The 23,232-nt window shown below is 42.1% G+C and carries 19 protein-coding genes; 12 read left to right on the top strand and 7 right to left on the bottom strand.

From position 1 onward, the window contains the following. Positions 1–7: 7 nt before the first annotated feature. The 4 genes from ICN41_RS09030 to ICN41_RS09015 are packed head-to-tail and all read left to right on the top strand — an operon-like array spanning position 8 to position 5,310. Positions 8–1,096 carry a glycosyltransferase family 2 protein gene (locus tag ICN41_RS09030; RefSeq protein WP_216292596.1) on the top strand — a complete coding sequence of 363 codons (1,089 nt, stop codon included), beginning with the start codon at positions 8–10 and terminating at the stop codon, positions 1,094–1,096. A 30-nt stretch (positions 1,097–1,126) separates the two neighbouring features. Then, positions 1,127–2,212, top strand: coding sequence for a glycosyltransferase (locus tag ICN41_RS09025; protein ID WP_216292595.1), 1,086 nt, complete (start codon positions 1,127–1,129; stop codon positions 2,210–2,212). A 16-nt stretch (positions 2,213–2,228) separates the two neighbouring features. Beyond that, positions 2,229–3,323 carry an acyltransferase gene (locus ICN41_RS09020; RefSeq protein WP_216292594.1) on the top strand — a complete coding sequence of 365 codons (1,095 nt, stop codon included), beginning with the start codon at positions 2,229–2,231 and terminating at the stop codon, positions 3,321–3,323. Between the two features lie 10 nt (positions 3,324–3,333). Then, positions 3,334–5,310, top strand: a complete 1,977-nt coding sequence (locus ICN41_RS09015) for an acyltransferase family protein (RefSeq protein WP_216292593.1) — start codon at positions 3,334–3,336, stop codon at positions 5,308–5,310. A 13-nt stretch (positions 5,311–5,323) separates the two neighbouring features. Here ICN41_RS09015 and ICN41_RS09010 read toward each other — a convergent pair whose 3' ends face one another. The 5 genes from ICN41_RS09010 to ICN41_RS08990 form a co-directional block, all read right to left on the bottom strand. Further along, positions 5,324–6,094, bottom strand: a complete 771-nt coding sequence (locus ICN41_RS09010; protein ID WP_216292592.1) for a glycosyltransferase family 2 protein — start codon at positions 6,092–6,094, stop codon at positions 5,324–5,326. Continuing rightward, entirely contained in the window at positions 6,091–6,999 is a 909-nt protein-coding gene (locus ICN41_RS09005) for a glycosyltransferase family 2 protein (protein WP_216292591.1), read from the bottom strand. The genes ICN41_RS09010 and ICN41_RS09005 overlap by 4 nt, the downstream gene beginning before the upstream one ends. A gap of 7 nt (positions 7,000–7,006) precedes the next feature. Further along, positions 7,007–7,702, bottom strand: a complete 696-nt coding sequence (locus ICN41_RS09000) for a glycosyltransferase (protein ID WP_216292590.1) — start codon at positions 7,700–7,702, stop codon at positions 7,007–7,009. Next, on the bottom strand, positions 7,702–8,913 hold the full coding sequence (locus ICN41_RS08995; protein WP_216292589.1) for an O-antigen ligase family protein: 1,212 nt from the start codon (positions 8,911–8,913) through the stop codon (positions 7,702–7,704). The genes ICN41_RS09000 and ICN41_RS08995 overlap by 1 nt, the downstream gene beginning before the upstream one ends. Positions 8,914–8,988: 75 nt before the next feature. Beyond that, entirely contained in the window at positions 8,989–9,648 is a 660-nt protein-coding gene (locus ICN41_RS08990; RefSeq protein WP_216292588.1) for a hypothetical protein, read from the bottom strand. Between the two features lie 240 nt (positions 9,649–9,888). Between ICN41_RS08990 and ICN41_RS11465 the strand changes: the two genes are divergently transcribed. Together ICN41_RS11465 and ICN41_RS08980 are read left to right on the top strand one after the other, a co-directional pair. Then, complete coding sequence (locus tag ICN41_RS11465) at positions 9,889–11,664, top strand: ABC transporter ATP-binding protein (protein WP_216292587.1); 1,776 nt, start codon at positions 9,889–9,891, stop codon at positions 11,662–11,664. After that, positions 11,654–13,393: a hypothetical protein gene (locus ICN41_RS08980; RefSeq protein WP_216292586.1), complete on the top strand. Its 1,740-nt coding sequence runs from the start codon at positions 11,654–11,656 to the stop codon at positions 13,391–13,393. Before ICN41_RS11465 ends, ICN41_RS08980 begins: the two co-directional genes overlap by 11 nt. A gap of 29 nt (positions 13,394–13,422) precedes the next feature. On the opposite strand, the gene ICN41_RS08975 is transcribed toward ICN41_RS08980, so the two are convergent. Both ICN41_RS08975 and ICN41_RS08970 read right to left on the bottom strand, forming a co-directional pair. Then, complete coding sequence (locus tag ICN41_RS08975) at positions 13,423–14,337, bottom strand: class I SAM-dependent methyltransferase (protein WP_216292585.1); 915 nt, start codon at positions 14,335–14,337, stop codon at positions 13,423–13,425. Between the two features lie 26 nt (positions 14,338–14,363). Beyond that, the gene (locus tag ICN41_RS08970) at positions 14,364–15,323 is read right to left on the bottom strand and encodes a glycosyltransferase family 2 protein (protein WP_216292584.1); all 960 of its coding nucleotides are present in this window, start codon (positions 15,321–15,323) and stop codon (positions 14,364–14,366) included. Between the two features lie 92 nt (positions 15,324–15,415). On the opposite strand from ICN41_RS08970, the gene ICN41_RS08965 reads away from it, so the two are divergent. The 6 genes from ICN41_RS08965 (at position 15,416) to ICN41_RS08940 (ending at position 23,219) form a co-directional block, all read left to right on the top strand. Beyond that, positions 15,416–17,572 (top strand): DUF6311 domain-containing protein, encoded by a 2,157-nt coding sequence (locus ICN41_RS08965; protein WP_255537960.1) that lies wholly within the window; start codon positions 15,416–15,418, stop codon positions 17,570–17,572. A 6-nt stretch (positions 17,573–17,578) separates the two neighbouring features. After that, positions 17,579–18,436, top strand: a complete 858-nt coding sequence (locus ICN41_RS08960; RefSeq protein ID WP_216292582.1) for a glycosyltransferase family 2 protein — start codon at positions 17,579–17,581, stop codon at positions 18,434–18,436. Beyond that, entirely contained in the window at positions 18,417–20,558 is a 2,142-nt protein-coding gene (locus ICN41_RS08955) for a DUF6311 domain-containing protein (protein WP_223146614.1), read from the top strand. Before ICN41_RS08960 ends, ICN41_RS08955 begins: the two co-directional genes overlap by 20 nt. 69 nt (positions 20,559–20,627) lie before the next feature. After that, a complete protein-coding gene (locus ICN41_RS08950; protein WP_216292580.1) occupies positions 20,628–21,764 on the top strand; it encodes an SGNH/GDSL hydrolase family protein in 1,137 nt (378 codons plus the stop codon). Further along, positions 21,761–22,294 (top strand): hypothetical protein, encoded by a 534-nt coding sequence (locus ICN41_RS08945; protein WP_216292579.1) that lies wholly within the window; start codon positions 21,761–21,763, stop codon positions 22,292–22,294. Before ICN41_RS08950 ends, ICN41_RS08945 begins: the two co-directional genes overlap by 4 nt. Before the next feature lie 160 nt (positions 22,295–22,454). After that, positions 22,455–23,219 (top strand): class I SAM-dependent methyltransferase, encoded by a 765-nt coding sequence (locus tag ICN41_RS08940; RefSeq protein WP_216292578.1) that lies wholly within the window; start codon positions 22,455–22,457, stop codon positions 23,217–23,219. Positions 23,220–23,232 lie beyond the last annotated feature (13 nt).

Below are 23,232 nucleotides of genomic sequence, written 5' to 3'. Positions count from 1 at the left end.
CTCACTTATGAACCCCATCCTAACTGTAGTCTTGCCTGCTTATAACGAGCGCAACAATATTGATTTTCTATTGCAGAATTTGGCAAAGGCTGACACCAATCATCAAATTAAGCGCGTAATTTATGTAGATGACGATAGCCCAGATGGCAGTAGCGAATACATCAAGTCACTTGCAAATCCACCCTTCGAAGTGTTGTGTATTCATCGAATTGGTAGACAGGGTTTGAGCTCCGCCGTAGTCGAAGGTGTCATGCTCGCTGATACTGATTACGTTGCCGTAATGGACGCCGATGGCCAACACGAGCCAGATGACCTCATGGGTATGCTCAATCTGGCCCTCGTAGATAAAGCAGATTTTATTGTGGGCTCACGCTTTAAGGCACAAGATAGTCTGGATAACCATACAGGGATGCGTCATTTCATTAGCAAAAAAGGAAATGCACTTTGTAACTTTATTTTGAAGCGCGAACTGACAGATCCCTTAACAGGCTTCTTTCTATTTAAGCGCTCTATCTTTCTGAATGCCGTCAGGGATATGAAGCCAACAGGATTCAAAATCTTGTTGGAGTTTTTATACAGAATTCGCAATAACAATATTGAAGTGGTCGAATACCCGATTCAATTTCGTACTAGACATGAGGGAGAGTCAAAACTCGACTCCAAGGTATTGCTAGAGTTTATTGACCAAATTCTGGGCTTCATCACAAAAGGGCTTTTTCCAGAAAAACTCTTTGGCTTTCTATTAGTAGGAGCAAGTGGCTTAGTAGTTCACCTAGGCCTTCTCTACGCCCTGCTATTTATATTTGGCGTGAGTTTTAACATGGCTCAGAGTTTGGCAACACTGAGCTCCATGATCTCCAATTTCAGCTTAAATAACGTTCTTACTTTTAGAAGGAATCGTTTAGCTGGCTGGAAATGGCTTAAAGGCTTGATTTATTTCATTGCCGTTTGCAGTATTGGCGCTACCGCTAACGTTGGTGCTGCGGCCTATCTCAACGGCGCAGGCGAGTCATGGTGGCTTTCAGGCTTATTAGGGGTCTTGGTAGGAACCATCTTTAATTTCGTCCTATCCCGCTTTTTTATCTGGAAACCGTGACAAGGCAGTAGAAAACCTTAAAATGAAGGGATGTCTGCCCTTTTACTGTCTTTTTTCACATCCTTACTATCCATTCTGCTGATTATTCGTTATCAGCATTTGCATGGGCAATGGTCAGGTGACTCTGACTTATCAGGTCCACAAAAATTTCATAGTGGCAGCATTCCCCGTATTGGAGGTTTAGGTCTTTTTGTGGCACTCCTAGTTACTGGAGTTGTTCAGTATTTGCAATCTGGAAATTACGGTAAAGAGCTTTTTTTATTAATCCTCTCTAGCTCAGTTGCTTTTGTCTTTGGCATTGCTGAGGATATCACTAAAAAAATTGGTGTGATGCCACGACTTCTTGCCACCGGTGTCTCTGCCTATATTGCCGGTATTTTGCTCAATGCTTGGATTACCAAAATTGGTGTTGCTGGAATTGATGATCTGCTGACTATCCAATGGGTGTACATTTTATTTACTTGCTTTGCTGTCGCTGGGCTCGCCAATGCCTACAACATCATCGATGGTTTTAATGGCCTAGCCAGCATGATTGCGATCATTGCACTTCTCGCGATCAGTTACGTCGCATTCCAAGTAGGTGACGCCATGATTATTAAGTTGGCACTCACCATGGTTGGTGCGATTGCTGGATTCTTCATCTGGAACTACCCACGCGGACTGATTTTCTTGGGCGATGGTGGTGCGTATCTGATTGGCTTCTGGGTGGCAACACTCTCAGTTCTAATTGTTTCCAGAAATCCACAAGTTTCCGCTTGGTTTGCCTTATTGGTGAATGCATATCCCATTTTTGAAACGCTCTTTACAATTTGGCGCCGCATGATCCATCAAGGCAAGAACCCGGGTTTGCCAGATGGCGCGCACTTTCATAGCCTGATCTACCGACGCATCGTCAAATGGGCATATGGCCCTACCCCCCTACCACACCAAGTCTACTTAAGTAACTCACGCACAGCGCCCTATCTTTGGGTGATTTCTAGCATTAGCATCATTCCTGCCGTCCTATGGTGGAAGCGTCCATTCGTACTTATGCTCTCATGCCTAGTGTTTATCGCAGTCTATGTTGTTCTGTATAGATCGGTAGTGAGATTTAAAAAACCCAGTTGGTTTAAGTAACTCCTAAGAAAACACTATGGGGATTATTCGTTTTCTACTGGCCTTTTCTGTCGTTGTTGCTCACTTTCAGTATTACTCCACCTTTCGCCTGATTGGCAGTGAGATAGCGGTCGAGGGGTTTTTTATCATCTCAGGCTTTTATATCGCCATGATTTTGGATGGTCGTTACTCTTCCACTCGCAACTTTCTGATTAACCGCTTTCTCAGACTTTACCCAACCTACTTTGTCATTGCCACCATCAATTTCTTAGTCATTTGGTTTGAGCCAGGCACTCTAGTTAATCTTTTTGATTTTCCTAAAGCATTAAGTAGCTTTCTGATTTTTACCAATGGAACTATGCTCTTTCAAGATGTCACGATGTTCTTGGGCCTCCAAGATGGACGACTGCGATTTGTCTCTAATTTTCTACAGTCCGATCCCGTGCTATTTCCCTACCTACTGGTGCCACAGGCATGGACCCTGGGTCTCGAGTTCAGCTTTTATTTACTAGCCCCATTTTTATTTATTAAAAATCGTAAATATATTTACTATATTTTTATTGCTTCATTGCTGATCCGAATCTATCTCTTGCAGCACGGAAAAGTAGAGGACCCCTGGAGCTATCGATTCTTTCCAAGTGAACTTGCCCTCTTTATGTTGGGTGCAATGGCTTACAGTATCTACAAAAAAATTCGCTTTGAATCAAATCCAGAACTTTTTCAAAATGTGGGTGCTATTATGCTTACGTTAGTGGTTGGCTATATTTTCTTTTTCAGAAATATCGCCGCTAATTATGAATTTGATAAAGGCATCTTTTATCTAATGTTGGCGGCATTTATTCCTTTTATCTTTCACATTAGCAAAGACAATAAACTTGATCAATTTATTGGCAACCTGTCTTACCCCATCTATATGCTCTGGGGCTTACGCATTGATTTAACCCCTAAGATCATGTCATTCATCGGATCGAAAAACCCCGATATCGAGGGCCTGGTTCGTTACTCAAGTATTACAGTGATAGCCATAGCAATCTATCTGTTGATAGAAAAGCCAATGGAGCATATTCGCGATCGATTTAAAACCCTCAACCGCCACTCAAGCGTTAGTAATTCATCAAAGCCAAGCCCTTAGCAAGCATTACATGCACAGCAACTACCGCCCTGATATTGACGGACTACGAGCGCTAGCAGTTTTATGTGTCGTACTTTTTCATGCATTTCCAACGGTACTCCCTGGTGGCTTTATTGGGGTAGATTTATTCTTTGTCATTTCAGGCTTTTTAATTTGTACTATTTTGTTTAGTCAATTTGAAGCAGGTACGTTTTCCGTTTGGGATTTTTATGATCGCCGGATCCGCAGAATCTTCCCTGCTTTAATTCTCGTTTTATTCTCTTGCTATGCTTTTGGTTGGCTTACTCTGTTTGCCGATGAGTATATGCAGCTAGGTAAACACATTACTGCAGGCACAGGATTTATCTCTAACTTTGTATTTTGGCAAGAAGCAGGCTACTTTGATAACGTCGCCGATACCAAGCCGCTCCTGCATCTTTGGTCTCTGGGAATTGAAGAGCAGTTTTATATTATCTGGCCCTTAGTCCTTTGGCTGGGGTATCGCTTTAAAGCTAACCTCTTGGTCATTACGATCTTAGTTGCAATTACATCCTTTGTGCTTAATATCCGCGGCATTAACATCAAGCATGATTTAGTAGCTACCTTTTATTCCCCACAAACTCGCTTTTGGGAGCTGCTCCTAGGCGCCATATTGGCTTACGTGACGCTACACCCAATACAAAGACTTAACGGATTTACTGCCAATCCAGAGCAACATCAAAAGATCCAAAGTGCCCAATCAGCCCTAGGACTTGTTCTAGTCGCCCTAGGGGTGGCACTCATTCACAAGCAAAGTCCTTTTCCAGGTTGGTGGGCACTACTACCTACACTTGGAGCGGTGCTTATCATCCATGCCGGACCTAAGGCCGTAATAAATCGCCACCTACTCTCCAATAAGCTGATGGTTTGGATGGGCCTGATTAGTTATCCACTATACCTCTGGCATTGGCCAATCCTCTCCTTTTTGAGAATCATCGAAGGTGAAGTGCCTAAAGTAGAGTTGCGTATTGTAGCAGTAGCACTCTCGCTAATACTATCGACCTTAACCTATCTATTGGTCGAAAGGCCGATACGATTTGGCAAAAAATCTCTTCGCAAAGTAACCACAATAATTTTAGCGCTACTCATGGCAATAGTTGGATATCTTGGATACACAAGTTATCAGCGGCAAGGGTTAAGCGACAGAGATTTGAATGACAACAACTCATATGCAAACTTATTTGCCCCTGAAAAACTCAATACAGAACTCAATCAACATGGCAGGCTAGTTAAGAATTTTATGTTTGATTGCGATTTTTTAAATTTTTCCGACTTCTCCAAAACTATTTTAGAGGTCGATAGCATTACAAACATCCCTCAATACTGTTACAACCGCAATGAGTCAAAAGATCCTGTTGTTTTTCTATGGGGAGATTCGCACGCCCAAATGTTGCACTATGGCCTCACAATGAATTTGCCTAGTAACATTTCTTTAAGTCAAGTTGCTAGAGCAGCATGCAAACCTCAAGCTACTGAAAGCCCAGATATAGCATGCTCAAAAACAAACCAATTCGCCCTAAATGAGATAGCTCGCATTAAGCCTATGGCAGTAATAGTGGCGCAGCGTGATGCTTGGGATCAAAATCATATAGCCAGTATTCATAAGAGGCTGACCGAACTTGGAGCTAAAAAAGTGATATTCGTAGGGAAAAGCCCGGAATGGAAGTCTAGTCTTCCAAAAATTATTTTTCGGCAACACTGGACTAGCATTCCAAATCGGACATTTATACAGCTTGAAGCCATTGACAGCAATTATGAAAATTCATTAAAAAAATTCACTGCAAGCTTATCAAACAGTGCATTTATTAGTTTGACTGATTATTTTTGCAATACTTCTGGATGCTTAGTTTATCTTGGCGACAACCCAAAATTAGGTCTTACTGCATTTGATAGCAACCATCTATCGCCAGCAGCATCTAGTGCAATAGCTAGGGATGTATTCATTCCTGAGATTCTAAAGGCTAATTAATGTATTTAAAGAGCTATCGGGTTCTATTTATTAGTCGCCCTTGAACCAACTCCATAAGCTTCATTGGAATCTTCAAGAGTACTTTTGCTAAGTTGGTATTGATCCCATTAGCTCGGCAAGCCTTGACGATTTCACGATTTAACAGAAAGCTATGACTTAAACCCGAGGTGCTAACGCCACCTGCCCGCATGCGAACAATCGGTTTGGGTAAATACGTGTAGCTAGTACCATTCACAGCCAGCATACGCACTAACAATTCAAAATCAGCAGCTATCTTGTAGTCCAAAGAAAATAAGCCAGCCTTGTCATAGGCAGATTTCTTGGCAAAGAAGGTGGGGTGAGCAGGCATCCAGCCATACTGGAAGAGACTAGGCTTAAATCTAGCGGAGTTGTAATAACGCAAGATCTTATTGGTATTTTCTGGAGCGACATAAATGAGATCGGCATATACACAATCTGCCTTATGAGACTTCATGGCAGCTATCAACTGAGATACTGCTTGTGAGTCGATATACATATCATCAGAATTTAAAAATCCGATGATCTCGCCAGTAATGATCTGAATGCCTTTATTCATCGCATCGTAGATCCCGCGATCAGGCTCAGATATGAGCTTAGCGACACGAGGTCCATACTCTTTGACGATGTCAAGGGTACCATCCGTAGAACCCCCATCAATCACGATGTATTCAATCTGAGGATAGTCTTGTGAGAGTACCGATTCAATCGTATCTCGAATCGTAGTAGCGCTGTTAAAGGCGACGGTAATAATAGAAACCTTCAAACCGCAATACCCAGCACTTTTTGAATCGCTTCGGTTGCGGAGATTTGATTTCTAGCCATATAACGCTCAACCTCAGCTACCTTCATATCTACTAGAGAGCGATACCAGAGTGCTTGTAGATAATGAAATTGTCGTCCCGTTTTTTGATCTAAAAATCCCAATAAAACAATGTAGCGATATAAGAAGTAAGCAGATGCGCGCATGCCACCGGGCAGTTTGGCGTATACACCTTCCTTAATCTTGCGCTTTAAGCCAGCACCCGAGCGAGCCGCATCGCCCTCTAAGCGATCAATCTGCATAAATTGATATTTGAGATTCAGGAGATCCACTGCCTCACGACTAGCATAGTTATTGTGTTTGGCAATCCACCAATCAAGACTATTCAAATTGTCGTCAATCAGGGCGCCATTCAAATTAATGCATGCGCCATCTACCCTGATATGCTCATCCATCCAGCGTGCCTCAGACTTGCCATGACCAAACTTAAACATGCGCAAAACTTGGTTAGACCCCATGCCGCCATGTTTTAGCAAATAACCCTGAAACACCATCTTGCGCTGAAAACGTATAGCAACAATCTCAGAATTAATTTGTACAAGCGCTGCTTTAAGCTCAAGAACCAATTCTGGGGTGAGGATTTCATCAGCATCAATCCGTAAAACCCATTGGGTTTGAGCAGGCAGCTGTGTGAGCGCCCAATTAAATTGAGTGGAGTGATTATTCTCCCAGGCGCGCTCTAAAACCTTAGCCCCATTCTGTTTAGCAATAGCGACAGTGTCATCAGTTGATAAAGAGTCGACCACCACGATATCGTTCGTTAAGGGGCGAACACTATCAATGCAGCGCTGCAAATGCTTTGCTTCATTAAAAGTCAGAATGATGGCGGTGATTGAAGAAGAGTTCATTTATCTTCTATCTTAAAACGAGGCCCAGATAAAGGGATTTAATCCAACAAATGCCAGAGGCAAAAACACTAGGGTAGCCATTACGCACCAAAGCCTGACGGTACTCAGCAAGCACCTGTGATAAGCTCTGATCGCTGCCATAGGGTTCATTAACAACTAGCACATGGTCAATAGTAGCTGTTTTAGTAAGTCCGGGGTAAATGCGCAAGAAGTGCTCAAAATCAGCTGCAAAATGATAAGACTCATCATAGGGTTGGGATAGCAGGATTTTGCGATTCAAGACCATGGCCTGATGTGAGGTTGGCATAGACCAAAAACGCCGCCATACTGGCTTGGGCATTCTGACTTTACCGCGTACTTCAAAGCCGTACATGAGCAGATCTGGCTCAGTTTGTAAATCAGCGTTGATCCGCTCAATTGCTTTAGTGTTGACAAAGACATCGCCACTATTGAGAAATAGGACATGTGAGCCATTGGCCAAACGCGCGCCCTTATTCATGGCGTTATAGATTCCAGTATCAGATTCTGAAATCATTTGATCACCGATGCGAGCAAATGCCTGAGCGAGCTTACAAGAGTCATCTGTGGAATTACCATCTATAAAGACCCATTCAAACTGAGACGAAGACTGTGAACGCAAGGAATCAATAGTGCGCTCTAAACCGGCAGCATTATTCCAATTGATGGTCACAATCGATAGCATTAGGCCAATTTACCTGTTGAAAAATCGTTATTGCTTTGCTGCCCAAGACTTTGTTGATAAGCCAATAAACAAAGCAAGAGCCCCCCAAAGGCTAAGCCATTAGAAAAACCACCGACAGAAAATGCAGCTGTCAGAATCGGGCACATGACAACACACGCCAACAACCAGCCCATCCGACGATATAACTCCCAGAAAAAAGCAAACACAATAAAGACCATGACGTAGATGCCGTATTGGTATAAGCCTCGCGCTAAAAAGGACTGCAGCATGATCGGATCGCAGTTATACATATTGCCCGTTACCCACTCTGCATATTCCTTAAATTGCTCGCAAATGCCCGGTGGGACTTTTTGATAAATTCCAAAACCCAAAGGATGCTTCAAAATCTCAACAAAACTAAAATCATAAACAGCAAAAATACGATAAAAGTTTTGCAAGCGGTCAATGGATTTGAGATTCGAGATATTCAGAGCAGAGCTTCCTCGGATCGCTAATAAATAAATCAGCGCGCAGGCGATCGCCGTTAAGACGACCCACATTTTTTTACGATCCAAAGTAAATACATAAAAAATAGATACTGCCATTAGTCCGCCCAAACCAGATCGGCTTCCTGTCAGCAAGACAGCAATGGCTACCAAGATATAAATACGGATATCTTTATTGTTATAGATAAAAGCAACAATAATGAAACAAAACAATAAAAAGGGAACCTCGAAATTGTTTTCAAAAATAAAATTGGGCCGCGTCATAAAGTAGCCATTGCGCAGCCAAGAAAGAAAAATATTCCAAATGAGCAAAATGGGGTAAATGACAATCCAAGCCATGCTCATTGCCCTGATATTGAGGCCCACCTTACTCGCAGATGCGTAATACAGGATCAATAAGTAAATAAATGGCTTTAATGAAACCAAATATCGATTATCAAACTCAAAATCAAGCGGCGGCGGCGAAAAGCATAAAAAATAGATCAGCAAGCAGCAGGCGACCAATGCAAGCCAAGAGATATCTTGGCGCATATGAATGAGTGCCCAGATGGCAAATAGGCCAATGACCATATCTGGCGCGAAAAAGACTGGCCAGGAGCCATAAAAAATCGCAGTAGACAATATAAGGCACGCTAAAAGCACCCATGCAAAAAGCTTTTTATTTTCAATTTCCGTTTTAATCAGTCGATAGAGCAATAACCCCATCACCACGAAGGTAGCGATCATAAAGCTCGCTAACGCACGGTTATTGAGAAACTTATGGATCAAATTGTCTATAAGATTAAAAGTCATCTCAAATCATTACGTCTTTTGCTTGAATAAAAAACGAATCCAGTCAACCAAAACAGAAAGTAATAGTCCAATTAAGAGGCCAGCAATCAGAATCAATTTTTTTCTTGGTGCAATTGGCCCATCACTTACTAGCATCGTAGGACGTACAAAACCGCTCTCATTTAGCAGGCCTTGAATATTTTTTTCCTGATAGTGCGCCACATAGCGATCTTTAATTGCATTGCTTAAGGAAACCATCTCAGCAGCTAAAGTGCTTGCACACTGCTTGGCATTTTGTTTCCCCTCAAGCCGGACCCGAATTAACATTGTCTTGCCATCGGCATCCGCATCAACCATGCTCACTGCATTGACCAACAGCTTACGATTGGCATTGCTGTCATCCAAGGTACACCCAGCCAACATGGAGGCTGTAATGGAGGCGGGGTTGAGAACCACCCTTCTGGCATCAAAGGATGACGGCACAGTAATCACTTGATTTTTTTGCAATACCCCATCAGAGCTCACTTTATTACTCTGAGGCAAATTCCAATACGTCACCACCTCATATATTGGCGCTGCATTCAAAAGATACAAAATGCTGACAAGCAGCCCAAAGAGCGCAAAAAGGATGAATTGTGCCCTTTTGATCTTGAGATAGGTCAGCACATCCGAAAAGGTGATTTCATGCATAAATGGGGGTGTATTTAGTCAATAAAGTGTTGAACCACTGATAAATGGGCCCTACCGTGGAGGCAGACTGCATATTCAGACTGCTCACCACTAGAGATACTAATCTATTTGCCCTCAAATTGAGGCCAAGACAGCCTAAAATCGTGCAAATAAGCCCAAATTCCAAGCTTACAATGTGGGTAATCTTGTTTTATAGCATTCTATTTTGGCCCGTCTATTTATTTTGAATTGAGCCCGTTTGTGCAGCTAAATCCCACCATCTTTCATTCCCTACAAAATCTTTGGCAACATATTTCGCCACGTAGAAAGATTCAGTTTGGATTTTTATTTTTACTAGTACTCTTTGCCTCGATTGCTGAAATTATCAGTATTGGTGCGGTACTGCCATTTTTAGCCGCCCTCACTGAGCCACAAAGAGTCTTTGGCCTCGCTCTTGCCCAGCCATTCATTCGCATTTTGAACTTGACTGAGCCCTCTCAACTACTGCTACCACTCACGATTGCCTTTGGTTCAGCGGCACTGTTAGCCGGCGTCATGCGCCTATTACTCTTATGGGCAAGCACGAGACTGTCTTTTGCTACTGGCGCCGATTTAAGTTATGACATCTATCAAAAAACGCTATACCAAGATTATGAAGTGCATATTGGTCGCAATAGTAGCCTGATTGTTGATGGTATTTTGAATAAGCCGTCCATCGTGATTTATGAAATCGTCATGCCGGTGCTCAATTTTGTAAGTTCACTCATCATGTTAGTGGTCATTCTCATTGGCCTCATCTTTGTAGACCCCGCAACCGCTCTGATCTCTTTTGCTGGATTTGGCCTAATTTATGTAGTGGTTGTGCTCATTAGCCGTAACCGCCTATTTATTAATAGCCAAGCTATCTCGCGTGAGTCCATTAATGTGATCAAGTCTTTGCAAGAAGGCCTGGGCGGAATTCGCGATGTACTGATTGATGGTAGCCAAAAAACTTATCTCAATATTTTTAAAGGCTCGGACGCTCAGTTACGTCGTGCGCAAGGTGATAATGCCTTCATTACCGCAGGACCGCGCTTTGCTATTGAAGCCTTGGGGATGCTGCTCATTGCCGTTCTAGCGTTCTTGCTCAGTCGTCAGATGGATGGTTTTGCCAAAGCTATCCCTATCTTGGGAGCATTTGCACTGGGTGCCCAACGCCTATTCCCCAATTTACAGCAGGTCTACTCTTCTTGGGCAAAGATTAAAGGCGGTCAAGCCTCTCTAGCTGACGCCTTAGCGCTTCTGAATCAACCCATGCCATCTATTGACCCTACTCTAGCCATTGAGAAGATGCATTTTTCTGATGCTATTCATTTGGATGGAATCTCATTTCGCTACTCCAAAGATGCCCCGTGGGTTTTAAAGAATCTAAACTTCACTATCCCTAAGGGCTCACGTATTGGCTTTGTTGGCACAACAGGTTGCGGTAAAAGTACCTTACTCGATATTGTGATGGGCTTATTAAAACCCATCGAGGGATCCTTGAAGGTCGATGGCACCAAGATTACGATTGCCAATCGTCAGTCTTGGCAGGCCTGTATTGCACATGTGCCTCAAACCATTTTCCTAAGCGATACCACCATTGCTGAAAATATTGCCTTTGGCATCCCCAAAGACCAGATTGACTATGAGCGCGTTAAACAAGCTGCTCAGCAAGCGCAAGTTGCCCATATTATTGAAGCATGGCCAGAGCAATACAACGCATTGGTGGGTGAGCGGGGCGTACGTTTATCTGGCGGCCAACGCCAGCGTATTGGCATTGCAAGGGCGCTCTACAAAGAAGCGGACGTGATTATTTTTGATGAGGCCACCAGTGCCCTAGACAATGAAACTGAAGAAAGTGTTATCCAGGCGATTGAGAGCCTCAAAAAAGACATCACCATCTTGATGATTGCTCATCGCCTAACGACTTTACGTAACTGCACTCAAATTATTGAGTTAGATAATCAAACGATTTCCAAAACGATCACCTACGATCAATTAATGCGTGACCAGTAATTATTTCATTAGCCTTTTCAGTCTGGGTGGGGCGCTCCTTGTTTTATGGTGCAGTCTCACCGGTTGGGGCTACGCCGTTTTTCACATTAGCGGATTTCGCAATGTTAAAGATCTGCAAGTAAGTGCTGCTGGCTGGATTGGCATTACCTGTGTGATGGCAATGACGCAGGTGGCACACCTTTTTTTACCGATTACCTGGCAATTGAGCGCCTTCATTCTTATTCCGGGCCTAATCTTGTGGGGTGCACATTACTGGGGCAATAGCGCTAACCCTGCCAGCAGAAACGGAAAGATGCTTTTCTGGATTATTCAGCACCCTGTTATTACACTTTTGCTCGCACTTGCTAGCATCGCTCTACTCACCAAAGCAATGCAGACTCCTGGTAACTTTGATTCTGGCTTGTACCACTTTGCCAGCATTCGCTGGGCCAATGAATATGCAGTTGTGCCAGGACTGGGCAATTTGCACGGGCGCTTGGCGTTTAATCAAAGTATTTTTGATCTATACGCGCTTCTCAATTTTTTTCCACTATGGAATAAAGGATATGCGCTAGGCTATCTTCTAATGATGTTACTTTGTAGTGCCACTGTATTTGAGTCGCGTCTTGAGCGCAATTCTGGTGGCTGGTGGGCACTAATGATTTGCACTATTGCAATTGCTTCCACAATAAGTTCGCTACCCTCGCCCACGCCGGACCCCATTATTGCGCTTTTGCAAATCAGTATCTTTGTCACTCTATTAGGAGTGCTACTCAACCCAAATCAAAATACCTTAAGCACAACCACTTACCTTTCTACGCTTGTGTGCTTATGTGCCCTCATCTGCACTGTAAAACTAAGCTCAATAGTCTTTGCTCTACTCTGCCTGCTGATCGCAATGCGATACATTTACCAAGCAAAAATATTACCAAAGCATTTGACGCTGTACTGCGCAGCTATTGGCAGCATTCTTGTCGCCAGCCATCTCTTACATGGCATCATGACTTCAGGGGTAGCGTTTTATCCCAGCAGCTTGGGTGCAGGACTGCAACTAGATTGGCTGATTCCACCGGAGAAAATTCAAAATGAACTCAATTGGGTCTATAGTTGGGCACGAAATCCTCACCAAGATCCGGCATTAGTCCTAGGGAACTGGCGCTGGCTCAAAAGTTGGGTGATTTACTTATTGCCGATCGCTGCCTGGTTCTACTTTGGTCTTAGCGCACTCTTATTGGTGTTGCATTCAGTATCTAAAGATAAGCAAGATCAATCCCTAATACGCCAACTTCAGTTACTGTATGTACCGCTAGTGCTATCCATTTTATTTTGGTTTTTTACTGCGCCTGACTGGCGTTTTCTTGGCGCGATTCCGCAAATCTTTTTAGCAGTATCAGGCTGGATCTTTTTGTGCTCAAAAACGGCATTGCCTACAGGCATCCAGGCACAACTATCACGTCCAATATTTTGGCTTGCGCCTAGCGCACTATTAGCGTGCTTCAAACTATTTCCATTAACCCTTGATGGCTGGCAGGTCATTCCTCAAGCAGTTCTAGAGCAGAAAATCACTCACAGTGGTTTATCGGTTTGGGTGCCAGTCAATGGCCAGACTCAATGCTGGGATGGGCCACTGCCATGCACCCCCTACTTTAATGAGAATTTAAGCGCTCGAGATTTAGCAACGCCAGCGCAATCGACATCTTCGCCGCCAACGCTGCAAAATGGATTTATCGACAGCCCAACAAGTAAATAAAAGACAAGGGCTGCTCTACGCGATAAAAATTAAAGGTAGGGATTTTTGGGTAAATGCTTAATTTTCCAGTGAGCCTCACGTAAAGCTGCTTGCACTTGGAGGTTGGGAGTTTCTTTAAATAAAGCAGCAGTGAGTAATTGGGTCTTCATCAGGCCAATCTTGACCATACAATCAAAGATAGCAATCTTGGATTTAATTTTCGAAGCCACTTTTTGATCTGCTGCAGTGACCGGATTCATCGGAATAAGCTCTACACCAGGGATATATGCATCATTGCATCCGGTATAGGCAATCAGATTATGATGCATCCCCAACAAGAACTTCTCAAGCTCTCGCTCTGAAGGGGAGTACACAAAATTACCCACCTCTTCAAATCCGTATTGATCAGGGCTTCGGCCCAACAAGGATTTTAAAAATCGCGCCACAACAGACAAAGGAGCGCGATCGATCATCTGATCACGGGGCTCGCACAAGATCACTGCTTTTTTTGCCACTCGGAACATTTCTGAAAGAGCGACAAAAGGCCTGGGGAAATGATGAAAGGCCTCTTTACAATAAACGTAATCAAAGGCGCCATCAGGAAAATCTAAGAACTCCGCATTTTGGGCTGAGAATTCTTGAATAAATCCAACCTCATTACCAATCTTGAGCAAAGTATCAGAAATATCAGAGCAATGCACACGCTTAGCGCCGGCCGATAAAAGATAGTGCGCATCTGTACCATAACGACCATCACCAATAGTGATCCAGCTAGCATCAGGATCGCCAGCAATAAATGCATTCACCGGTTTGCGCATGCGTAAATGACGCCAATAATCTAGTGTGTCTTCGCGCAACCAGGTGTCACCCATCTTCTTTTGCTCGGGATTTTGCAAAACCGAATCCCACTCTTGCTGAGAGTTATCGTATTTAACAGCAGCATTTTTTTGATTAGGCGAATTCACAGGAGCTTTCGAATATTCTTGGGCGATTATTGACTAGATTGGTCATCTGCAATGACATACAACGGGCGTTGCTTGACTTCATTAAAGATGCGCGCAATGTACTCACCCAAAATACCAATTGAAAATAATTGCACCCCGGAGAAAAACATTAAAGCTACTGTCAATGTTGGCCAGCCACTAACAGAGTTACCCTCTGTGATTGTTAAATAAATAATATATATGCCATACAAAATAGCCATAATGGAGACGATAAATCCAAGCGCAGTCCATATCCGAAGAGGCATCGTACTAAAAGAGGTTAGGCCGGCTAAAGCAAGGCTAATTAAGCGGCTAGGGTTAAAACTTGAAACACCCCCCTTTCTTTCCTCAGGAATAAACTCCAATGCCACTGACTTGAAGCCAACCCAAGAATACAAACCTTTCATGAAGCGGTTTCTTTCTGGCAGGGATCTCAATGCCTGAACTACTTTGCGATCTAGCCAACGAAAATCACCAGCATTCTGAGGAATTGGCACCTCTGAAAAACGCATCAATCCATAAAATAAATTAGTCCCTAATCGCTTAAAAAGGCCCTCCTCTGATCGGTTTACAATGATTCCGTAAATCATATCGTACCCCTGCTGCCAAAGAGAGGCCATTTCGGTAAGTTTTTCCAGGGGGTGCTGAAAATCGGCATCAATTAGCACGACGGCGTCTCCATCAGCATGATCTATCCCAGCCATTAAGGCAGCTTCTTTTCCAAAATTTCGGGAAAATTCAATATATCGAACTTGACCAGCTTCTAACATACCCAAGGCTACAGAGCGCGTATCATCACGACTCCCGTCATTAATCAGCAATATTTCGAATTGAGGCGTAATGGGGGCTACGGTCGCCTTTAGAGCCTTAATAAAATCATTCAAATGTATCGCTTCATTGTGACAAGGGACCACAATGCTCAATTTGAATTGGAGCGGCCGAAAAGAAGCTATTGGAGCTTTATACATAATTGGTGATTATATTAATTTTAATAAGACCAACTTTATACTGACTCCTTAAAATACGAAGAAATAAGTCAATTTGACCAATTTCACCCTTTATGTCCAAAAATAATAGCCCCTTGTCCTTAGTTATTCCCCTGGCAATGGGAATAATGAGTTATTGGCTTGTTATCGGCCCCTTACCTCTAAACCCAAGCAATTTGAGTTGGATTAGGGGTTTAGATCCGCCTACGCACTATCTTGGGTGGGCTTTTTTTAGAAATAGCCCATTCTCGGTACCTTGGGGTTTAAATCCTAACTACGGGCTAGATCTAAGTAACTCGATTGTCTTTAGTGACTCCATACCTTTATTAGCGCTTCTTTTGAAGCCCTTCACAACCTTACTACCCGATCCCTTCCAATACTTCGGCATCTGGACGCTTATCTGCTTTTTGCTGCAAGCCTTATTTGGATGGATGCTGGTATCTTTGATTAGCGCCAATACCCTTATTCGAATCTTTGGATCTGGAATTATTCTGTTTTCCCCGATCTTGTTTTATCGCATCGGAGTACATGCTGCGCTAGAGGCACATTTCATGCTACTTGCTGCTATTTATTTAAATCTGCGCCCAACCAATCCATATTCATTTTGGAATTGGCTTCTATTACTCTTTTTTTCATTACTCACGCATTTTTATATTTTTATCATGGTGTTTGGTTTATGGCTAACCAACACTGTTGTATTTTTATTAAGTACAAATAAGGATGGAAATATTTGGTTCATTAAAAAACTTTGGCTAATCCCAGTAATCTTATTTTTTACTGCATGGATGGCTGGATATTTTTCTACCGAAGGTAGCAGCCTGATTGGCTTGCCCTATGGAACGGGCAGTATGAATTTACTTGCTCCATTTAATGCGGCCGGCTGGTCTTATTTATTAAAACCTATTCCCACTACTTTGCAAACCTACGAAGGGTTTTCATATCTGGGGTTAGGAGCATTACTATCTATTGGAATGGCCCTATATTTGACAATAGTACGTCGCCTTTATAGGCTGCCAATCCCTCGTATTTATATTCCTCTTCTTATTTTTGCTGCATTATCATTGATTTTTTCACTTAGCAATCATGTGCATATCGGAAGATGGTCTTTTTCCTACCCCTTACCTGATTTTTTACTCAATATCGGGGCCACATTAAGACAATCTAGTCGTATTTTTTGGCCCACCCTATATTTGGTACTGCTATTAGCAATTTATTGTGTCGCTCGCTATCTACCCAAAAGAAAAAGTATCTTTACCTTGGGTATTTTTTTTGTAGTGCAACTAATTGATACGAGCGCCGGTTGGTGGCCAAAGCATCAGGAGATCGCAAAAGATTCTGCTCTGCTCGATATTTTTTCACAGCAAATCCAAACACTTAACGATCCTTTTTGGGGAAACGCTGCCCAAAAATACACCAAGCTTATAGTGGTTCCGGCTCAAGATCCGCCAGGCATGATCCCTCTCGATTGGCTGCGCTTTGCAAGCTTTTCAGAAAAATTTGGACTCGCAACCAATTCAGTCTATCTTGCGCGTATCAGCAATCTTAAAATCGAGAATTCCGAAAATAAATTTGATCAACAATCGCTAAATGGCGAATATGACCCAAGTGCTTTATATATTCTTAAGGCCAATAAAGTGATTCCTGTGCTGATGCATTTAAATACTTCCTCAGATTTACTTGCCAACATTAACCAATTATTTGTTCTTGCACCTGGCTGGAAAAAATGTTCTGACTGCCCAGCAGTTCCACAGGCCTCCGAGGTTTCCGGGTTTGTCCCTAACGTTAGTATTCATAAACCTATCACTTTTTCTAATGACAGCGCAGGAAAAATGTTTTTGGTTGGCATTGGTACTAGCAACATTACAGGTGAGGGATGGGCTTATCCAGAATCATTTGGCGCTTGGTCTGAGGGAAATAAGGCCAAACTTGTGCTGCCCTTACCAAAAGACCGGGCTAAATCCCTCACTCTGATTGGGCGAGCTCTGATCAACGAACGCCACCCCACTCAGCAAATGACTATATTAGTCAATGGCAAGCTCAATCAAACCTTAAAATTACAACAGCAAGACGGAAACTCCATCACAATTAAGCTTGACCCCCAAGCAAAAACAAATCGGGACTATATTGAGATTGAACTTCAAATGCCCAACGCAACTACACCCCAAGCAATTGGAATGGGCACCGATATTCGCAAGCTAGGATTCGGATTGATCTCAGCTACTTTTGAATAATTTTCTATGACTCATAGTGATCTTCCCACCATCTCTATTATTATTCCCACCTGCAATCGCCCGGAAGGTGCATTTCGTTCCGTACAATCTGTACTGAGTCAATCCTTTGATGGAGTACTTGAAGTTATTGTGGTTGATGATAGCCCGACCGCAACGGCTCGCACAGCCCTAGAAAATCTTATCCAAAGTGGCCAGATTCAATATGTAGTAAACCAAAAAGTGCACGGTGCAGCTCATGCGCGCAATTTGGGCGTCAAACACTCCCGCGGCACCTACGTTACCTTTTTAGATGACGATGATATTTACCTGCCGGGGCGCCTCAATAGCATGTACCAAGTCATGAAAACCAATCAATATATTCTGGTTTCCTCAACCCGATTCCATGAATTTTTTGATTTTCGTACAATCCGTCCATTGCCTGGCCAAATCAGCGGAGAATTTAGCGTGCAGGACATTCAATATAAAAATGATATTGATATTGGCTTCATGGTTAAACGTGCAGATTTTGATCGCCTCCAAGGATTTGATGTTAAGTTTTTCAATCTTGAAGATTGGGATTTTTTGATACGCCTTCTTCAGCTTGGCAAAGGCTACAAAATAAATCGTCAAGATTACGCCGAAAATGTTAACCCTGATAGAGAGCGACAGTCCAATAATGGTTATATCGGGATAAGTCAAATAGCTGAAAAGCATCGCGCATTTTTTGGTGATCAATGGTATGCAAAAATGCTTTCCCTATCCGCCCAAAGTGAGCTCACATTACATTTGTCAAAAGTACTTTCATACTCCTGTCAATATAAAACACTTGCTCCATTAAAACTGTATTTACGAAATCTCATTAAAAATGAGTCGATTCACAAATAAAAAATCATTCTTATTGGTGACCTCTCATTTACAGCAGAGCTCTGCTTTAAATTATTTTGTGCCCTTAATTCTTGGCATAGCGAGTTTTTATTTAGCTTTAGGACCGCTACCACTTCTACCCAATAATGTACTGTGGCTTAATGGCAGTATTGATCCCACCACACATTACCTTGGGTGGGCATTTTTTAGAGAGGGGCCGTGGCAATTTCCTCTCGGACTGAATCCAAAATATGGCTTAGACATCAGTTCGTCCATCGTTTATAGCGACTCCATTCCGTTTTTTGCAATAATCTTTAAGGGCCTACATACTTGGCTGCCGACCCCATTTCAATATTTTGGAATTTGGTACTTAACTTGTTTTATTGGTCAAGCTTGGTTTAGCTTCAAACTATTAAGCCTCATCACGCCAAAGCTAATATTACGCACGCTAGGTGCGGGTTTATTTTTATTTGCACCAATCATGCTATTTCGGGTTGGCCTGCATGCTGCATTGACAGCTCATTTCCTTATATTGGCTGCTCTATATTTGAACTTATGCCCCGATCAGAAGGTTTCCACTAGGAAATGGGCTTGCCTTCTTGGGTTGACGACTGGGATACATTTTTATTTATTAGTAATGATTTTTGCTTTATGGGCCGCAAGTATTTTTGATCGCATGCTTGCACACTTGATTAAATTGCGCCAAGCAGCTCAAGAGGCTTTCTCGTGCTTGCTATCCATCTTTTTAGTAGCCTGGCTTACAGGATATCTATTGCCCTCATCGGGAGATCTTAAAGCCGAAGGTTATGGCGTCTACAAACTTCACTTAGCCTCTCTATTTGACTCTAATGGCTGGTCTTATCTCTTAAATGATCTACCTAATGGTTTTGATGCAGGGGAAGGATTTGCTTTTCTGGGGCTTGGAGTCTTAGTGCTACTCCCTGCAACTATATTTATATTTTTTCGACACGCGAATCAAATCTCCAATATAGCGAAAAGATTTCCTTTTTTATTACTCACATTAGTAATTCTGTGTCTATTTGCTTTATCTAATTCTATCTCTTTGAGTAATTGGACTTTTCAATATGACTTACCAAATCAAGTCATCTCGCTAGCAAGTATTTTACGATCCTCGGGAAGGATGTTTTGGCCAGTCTTTTACATAATCTACTTTGTCATTTTATTTTTAGTCATACGCTATTTACCTCGATTTGCAATACCGCTAATATGCACTGCTCTTCTCATTCAAATCATCGACACTAGTTCGGGTTGGCTTCCCAATAGAAAAGTCTTGAAAACTGCGAGCTTGCATGCGCCTATTGAAACGCTAAAAAATCCTCTGTGGAAGGATTTGGCAAATTGCTATACACAAGTGTTACGCTACCCCATTGGCAACTCGCTGGCTGATTGGAGCATCATTGCTGACTACGCTCAAAAACATCAATTAGCAACTAATTCTGTATTTATGGCTAGAATTGAAGGGAAAATTCCCAAAGCTAATCAAGCCCTGCTCTTTGCCCTTAAAGAGGGTCGTCTGAACCCCAACGCTTTTTATATCATCGGTGATAAGGAGTTACTCCCCTTATTAGAGATTGCTCAAAATCTCGGCTACCAAATTGGGCGCATTGATGGCTATAACGTATTACTTCCCACTCCAATCACTTGTGCGAACCCCGTTATTTTCCCGCCTGAAATAGTCATATCCGAAAAAACAATAGCCCCACATTTGCGTGAAAAGATCTACTTTTCACGCACCTCACAAGGAGCTTTTAGCTATCTACTGTCTGGGTGGGCTTATCCCGAAGCTTGGGGAACCTGGTCTGAGGGAGGCGTTGCAAAATTGATATTGCCAATGCCAGTCCAAAAAACTACCACCTTACGATTAGAATTTAATACTTTTATTGAATCTGCTCACCCTAGTCAGAAAATAGAAGTGTATTCGGGAAATACATTACTTAAGCAAGATCACTTTAGAAAAGCTGGCATCAATCAAATTAATATTCCCATTCCCGGCGACTTAACAAATCAACACAGACTAGAATTGCTCCTAAAATTTCCTAATAATATTTCTCCTAAAGCATTAGGCATTGGAGATGACACGCGAAATTTAGCAATAGGACTTATCTGGGCAGAGTACTTATAAATGCAAATTTTCCAAGGATCGCCACGTGCATTACTGATCTCCTTGGCGGGGTACGGTCTATTGATTCTTATGACTACAGGCCTGATTCTAGCAACCCTTCTATTTCTCGCTGTAGGCTCTGAGCTTTCCATGCCATTTGTGAGCCAGGGAAGGCTACCCTTAATTGAAAGAGGATTTTATAACTACTCTGAAAAGTTAGGCTGGGTCTTAAAACCCAATCTCGATCTTAGAATCGTAAGTAGAAATAGTAGCGAAAAACCTCAAAACTATTTCTCCACCAATGCTCAAGGGTTTCGCACTACTCCACCCTTTCATGACAATTATTCTACTGGAATTGTATTGGGTGACTCCTTTGCCCAAGGATTCTATCTTAAAGATAATGAAACAATTCCCTGGAAACTCGCAGAGTTAACTAACTCTAACGTAATTAATACTGGGGTTGGAGGCTACTCTACAGACCAAGAATTAATTACCCTACAGCACACTATTTCTCCAAAAGTTAAATGGGTTGTCTTACTATTTTTTGCCAATGACTTGCTGTGGAACGCGGAGAAGTCTAGCTGGGGGCTCGAAAAACCAAGATTTGAGATTCATAATGGGAAAGTTAACTTCTCTAAAATTTATCCTCCAAAAATAACAAGCTATCCGTCAGAAAAAGATGACGCCATTAAGAATAATTCCGTGTTTACTGAGTTATGTTGTATTTTTGATGGTGCGGCGCAATGGCAAGCCATTAAACAAAAGTTTAAGAAGTATTTGCAACTAACGTCAAATCCTCTATCCTTGGCACATCAGATTCGTGAAGACTATAAATGGGTAGCCCCATACTCCTCTCAGTACAGTTACATCATGCCGAAGGAATTTTATGAAAATCCCACCAAGCACAAACTCGAGTGGGATGTTGCATTTCAAATGATTGCGGAGATGAATTCTATTAGCGTCGCTAATCAATCTCGCTTCCTAGTTGTTTACATTCCTGAGATTGCCCAATTATTGAACAATGACGGTGTTAGTACTAAAAATTTACCTCAAGAATATTTCTTGGAGCAGTGTAAAAATTTAAGATTAGATTGCATCGACCCCACTGATCTACTATCTAAAAATGCTATGCGGGTATATGTGCAAGATGATGGACATTTATCACCATTTGGGGCAAATATTTTAGCTAACAAAATTAGTGAAGTAATTGCAAAGGACGCCAAATGAGTATGCGTTCTATCGTGAGGTCCACCCTTACTGCATTATGCATATGTTTAGCGAGTTACTCCCTAATTGCCGCATATGCGCACTTTTGGCTCACAGAACCCAAGATTAAATTAGGCCAAGTTATTAGCTTTAATAATCCTAACGATAAGCTTACCAATGAAATGCTATTTCTAGGTTGGGCAACTCCGGAACCTTGGGGGGTCTGGTCAAATGGAGAAAAGGCAATACTAATTCTTCCCAATCCAAGCCCCAATGCATCAAAACTTATTATTCATGCAAGAGCTTTTGTTAACCCAAAACACGCTGAACAGAATATCGACATTTCAATAAACCAACAGCCACTACCATCGGCAAGACTAGTTAAAGATAGCGACAACACTATCACTATTACATTAGATAAAAATCTTCAATCATCAAAAGTATATGAAATTGACTTTAGATTTCACAATGCTACTAGCCCATTAGCAAGTAACTTAGGAAGTGACACCAGAAATCTGGGGATAGGCATCGAATGGCTACAATTTCAATAACTATAAGCCCTTCCTCATACCCCCTTTAATCAATGGGAAACACCCCTTTTAAGGCATACCTAGTAAGCCAACCCATACCCCAACATAGCGCCTAGTCGGTTAGGGCATTTAAGGCTTTAAAATAAGAGTTTGCTATATACCAAGCCTATTCTCATCCAATATGAATAAATCCCTCATTTCAAATATCTTAGCAAAGTTTCCAAAAATTAGACCCGCTCTACCCAAGGAAATTGAGCTAATACATAATGCCCATTATCACAAAAACCGTGAGGGAGAAACTCCCATTACTTCCATTAGCCAAAAAATGGAGTCTTGGCTCCATAAAAAAGTTGCTGATGATGTCTGCAACCACCAATCACCCTCCTCACCAGAAATCTCAACCCTTGAAATCGGAGCTGGGTCATTAAATCAGCTGCCCTATGAACCCGAAGTTGGACCTTATGACATTATTGAACCATTTACCAATCTATACAAAGATAAATCCAACCTAAGCCGAATAAGAAATAAGTTTTTGGATATCAATGAAATTAACTTGCTACCTCAATACGATAGAGTGACTTCTATTGCAGCACTCGAGCATATTACCAATCTACCTGAAGTGGTAGCAAAATCTGGTCTATTACTCAAGGAAAATGGTCGATTTAGAGCTGCTATTCCGAACGAGGGAACATTCTTATGGACACTTGGATGGAAGCTCACTACTGGAATCGAATTTAAACTTAAGTATGGACTTGACTACTCAAAGCTAATGGCACATGAGCACGTAAATACGTCTTGTGAAATTATTGAAATTGCAAATTATTTTTTTAAAAAAGTCAGAATCAAGTCATTTGGCCTCAATAGAGCCATTGCATTTTATGTTTTTCTAGATTGTCAAGAGCCACGTTTAGATCGCTGTGACTCCTATCTTCAAAGCATCCGATAGCATTTATAAATCA

This window comes from Polynucleobacter sp. 15G-AUS-farblos (assembly GCF_018882445.1).
Classification (GTDB): Bacteria; Pseudomonadota; Gammaproteobacteria; order Burkholderiales; family Burkholderiaceae; genus Polynucleobacter.
Note: the sequence above shows the minus strand (reverse complement) of the source record. Positions and strands in the feature narration are given on the sequence as shown.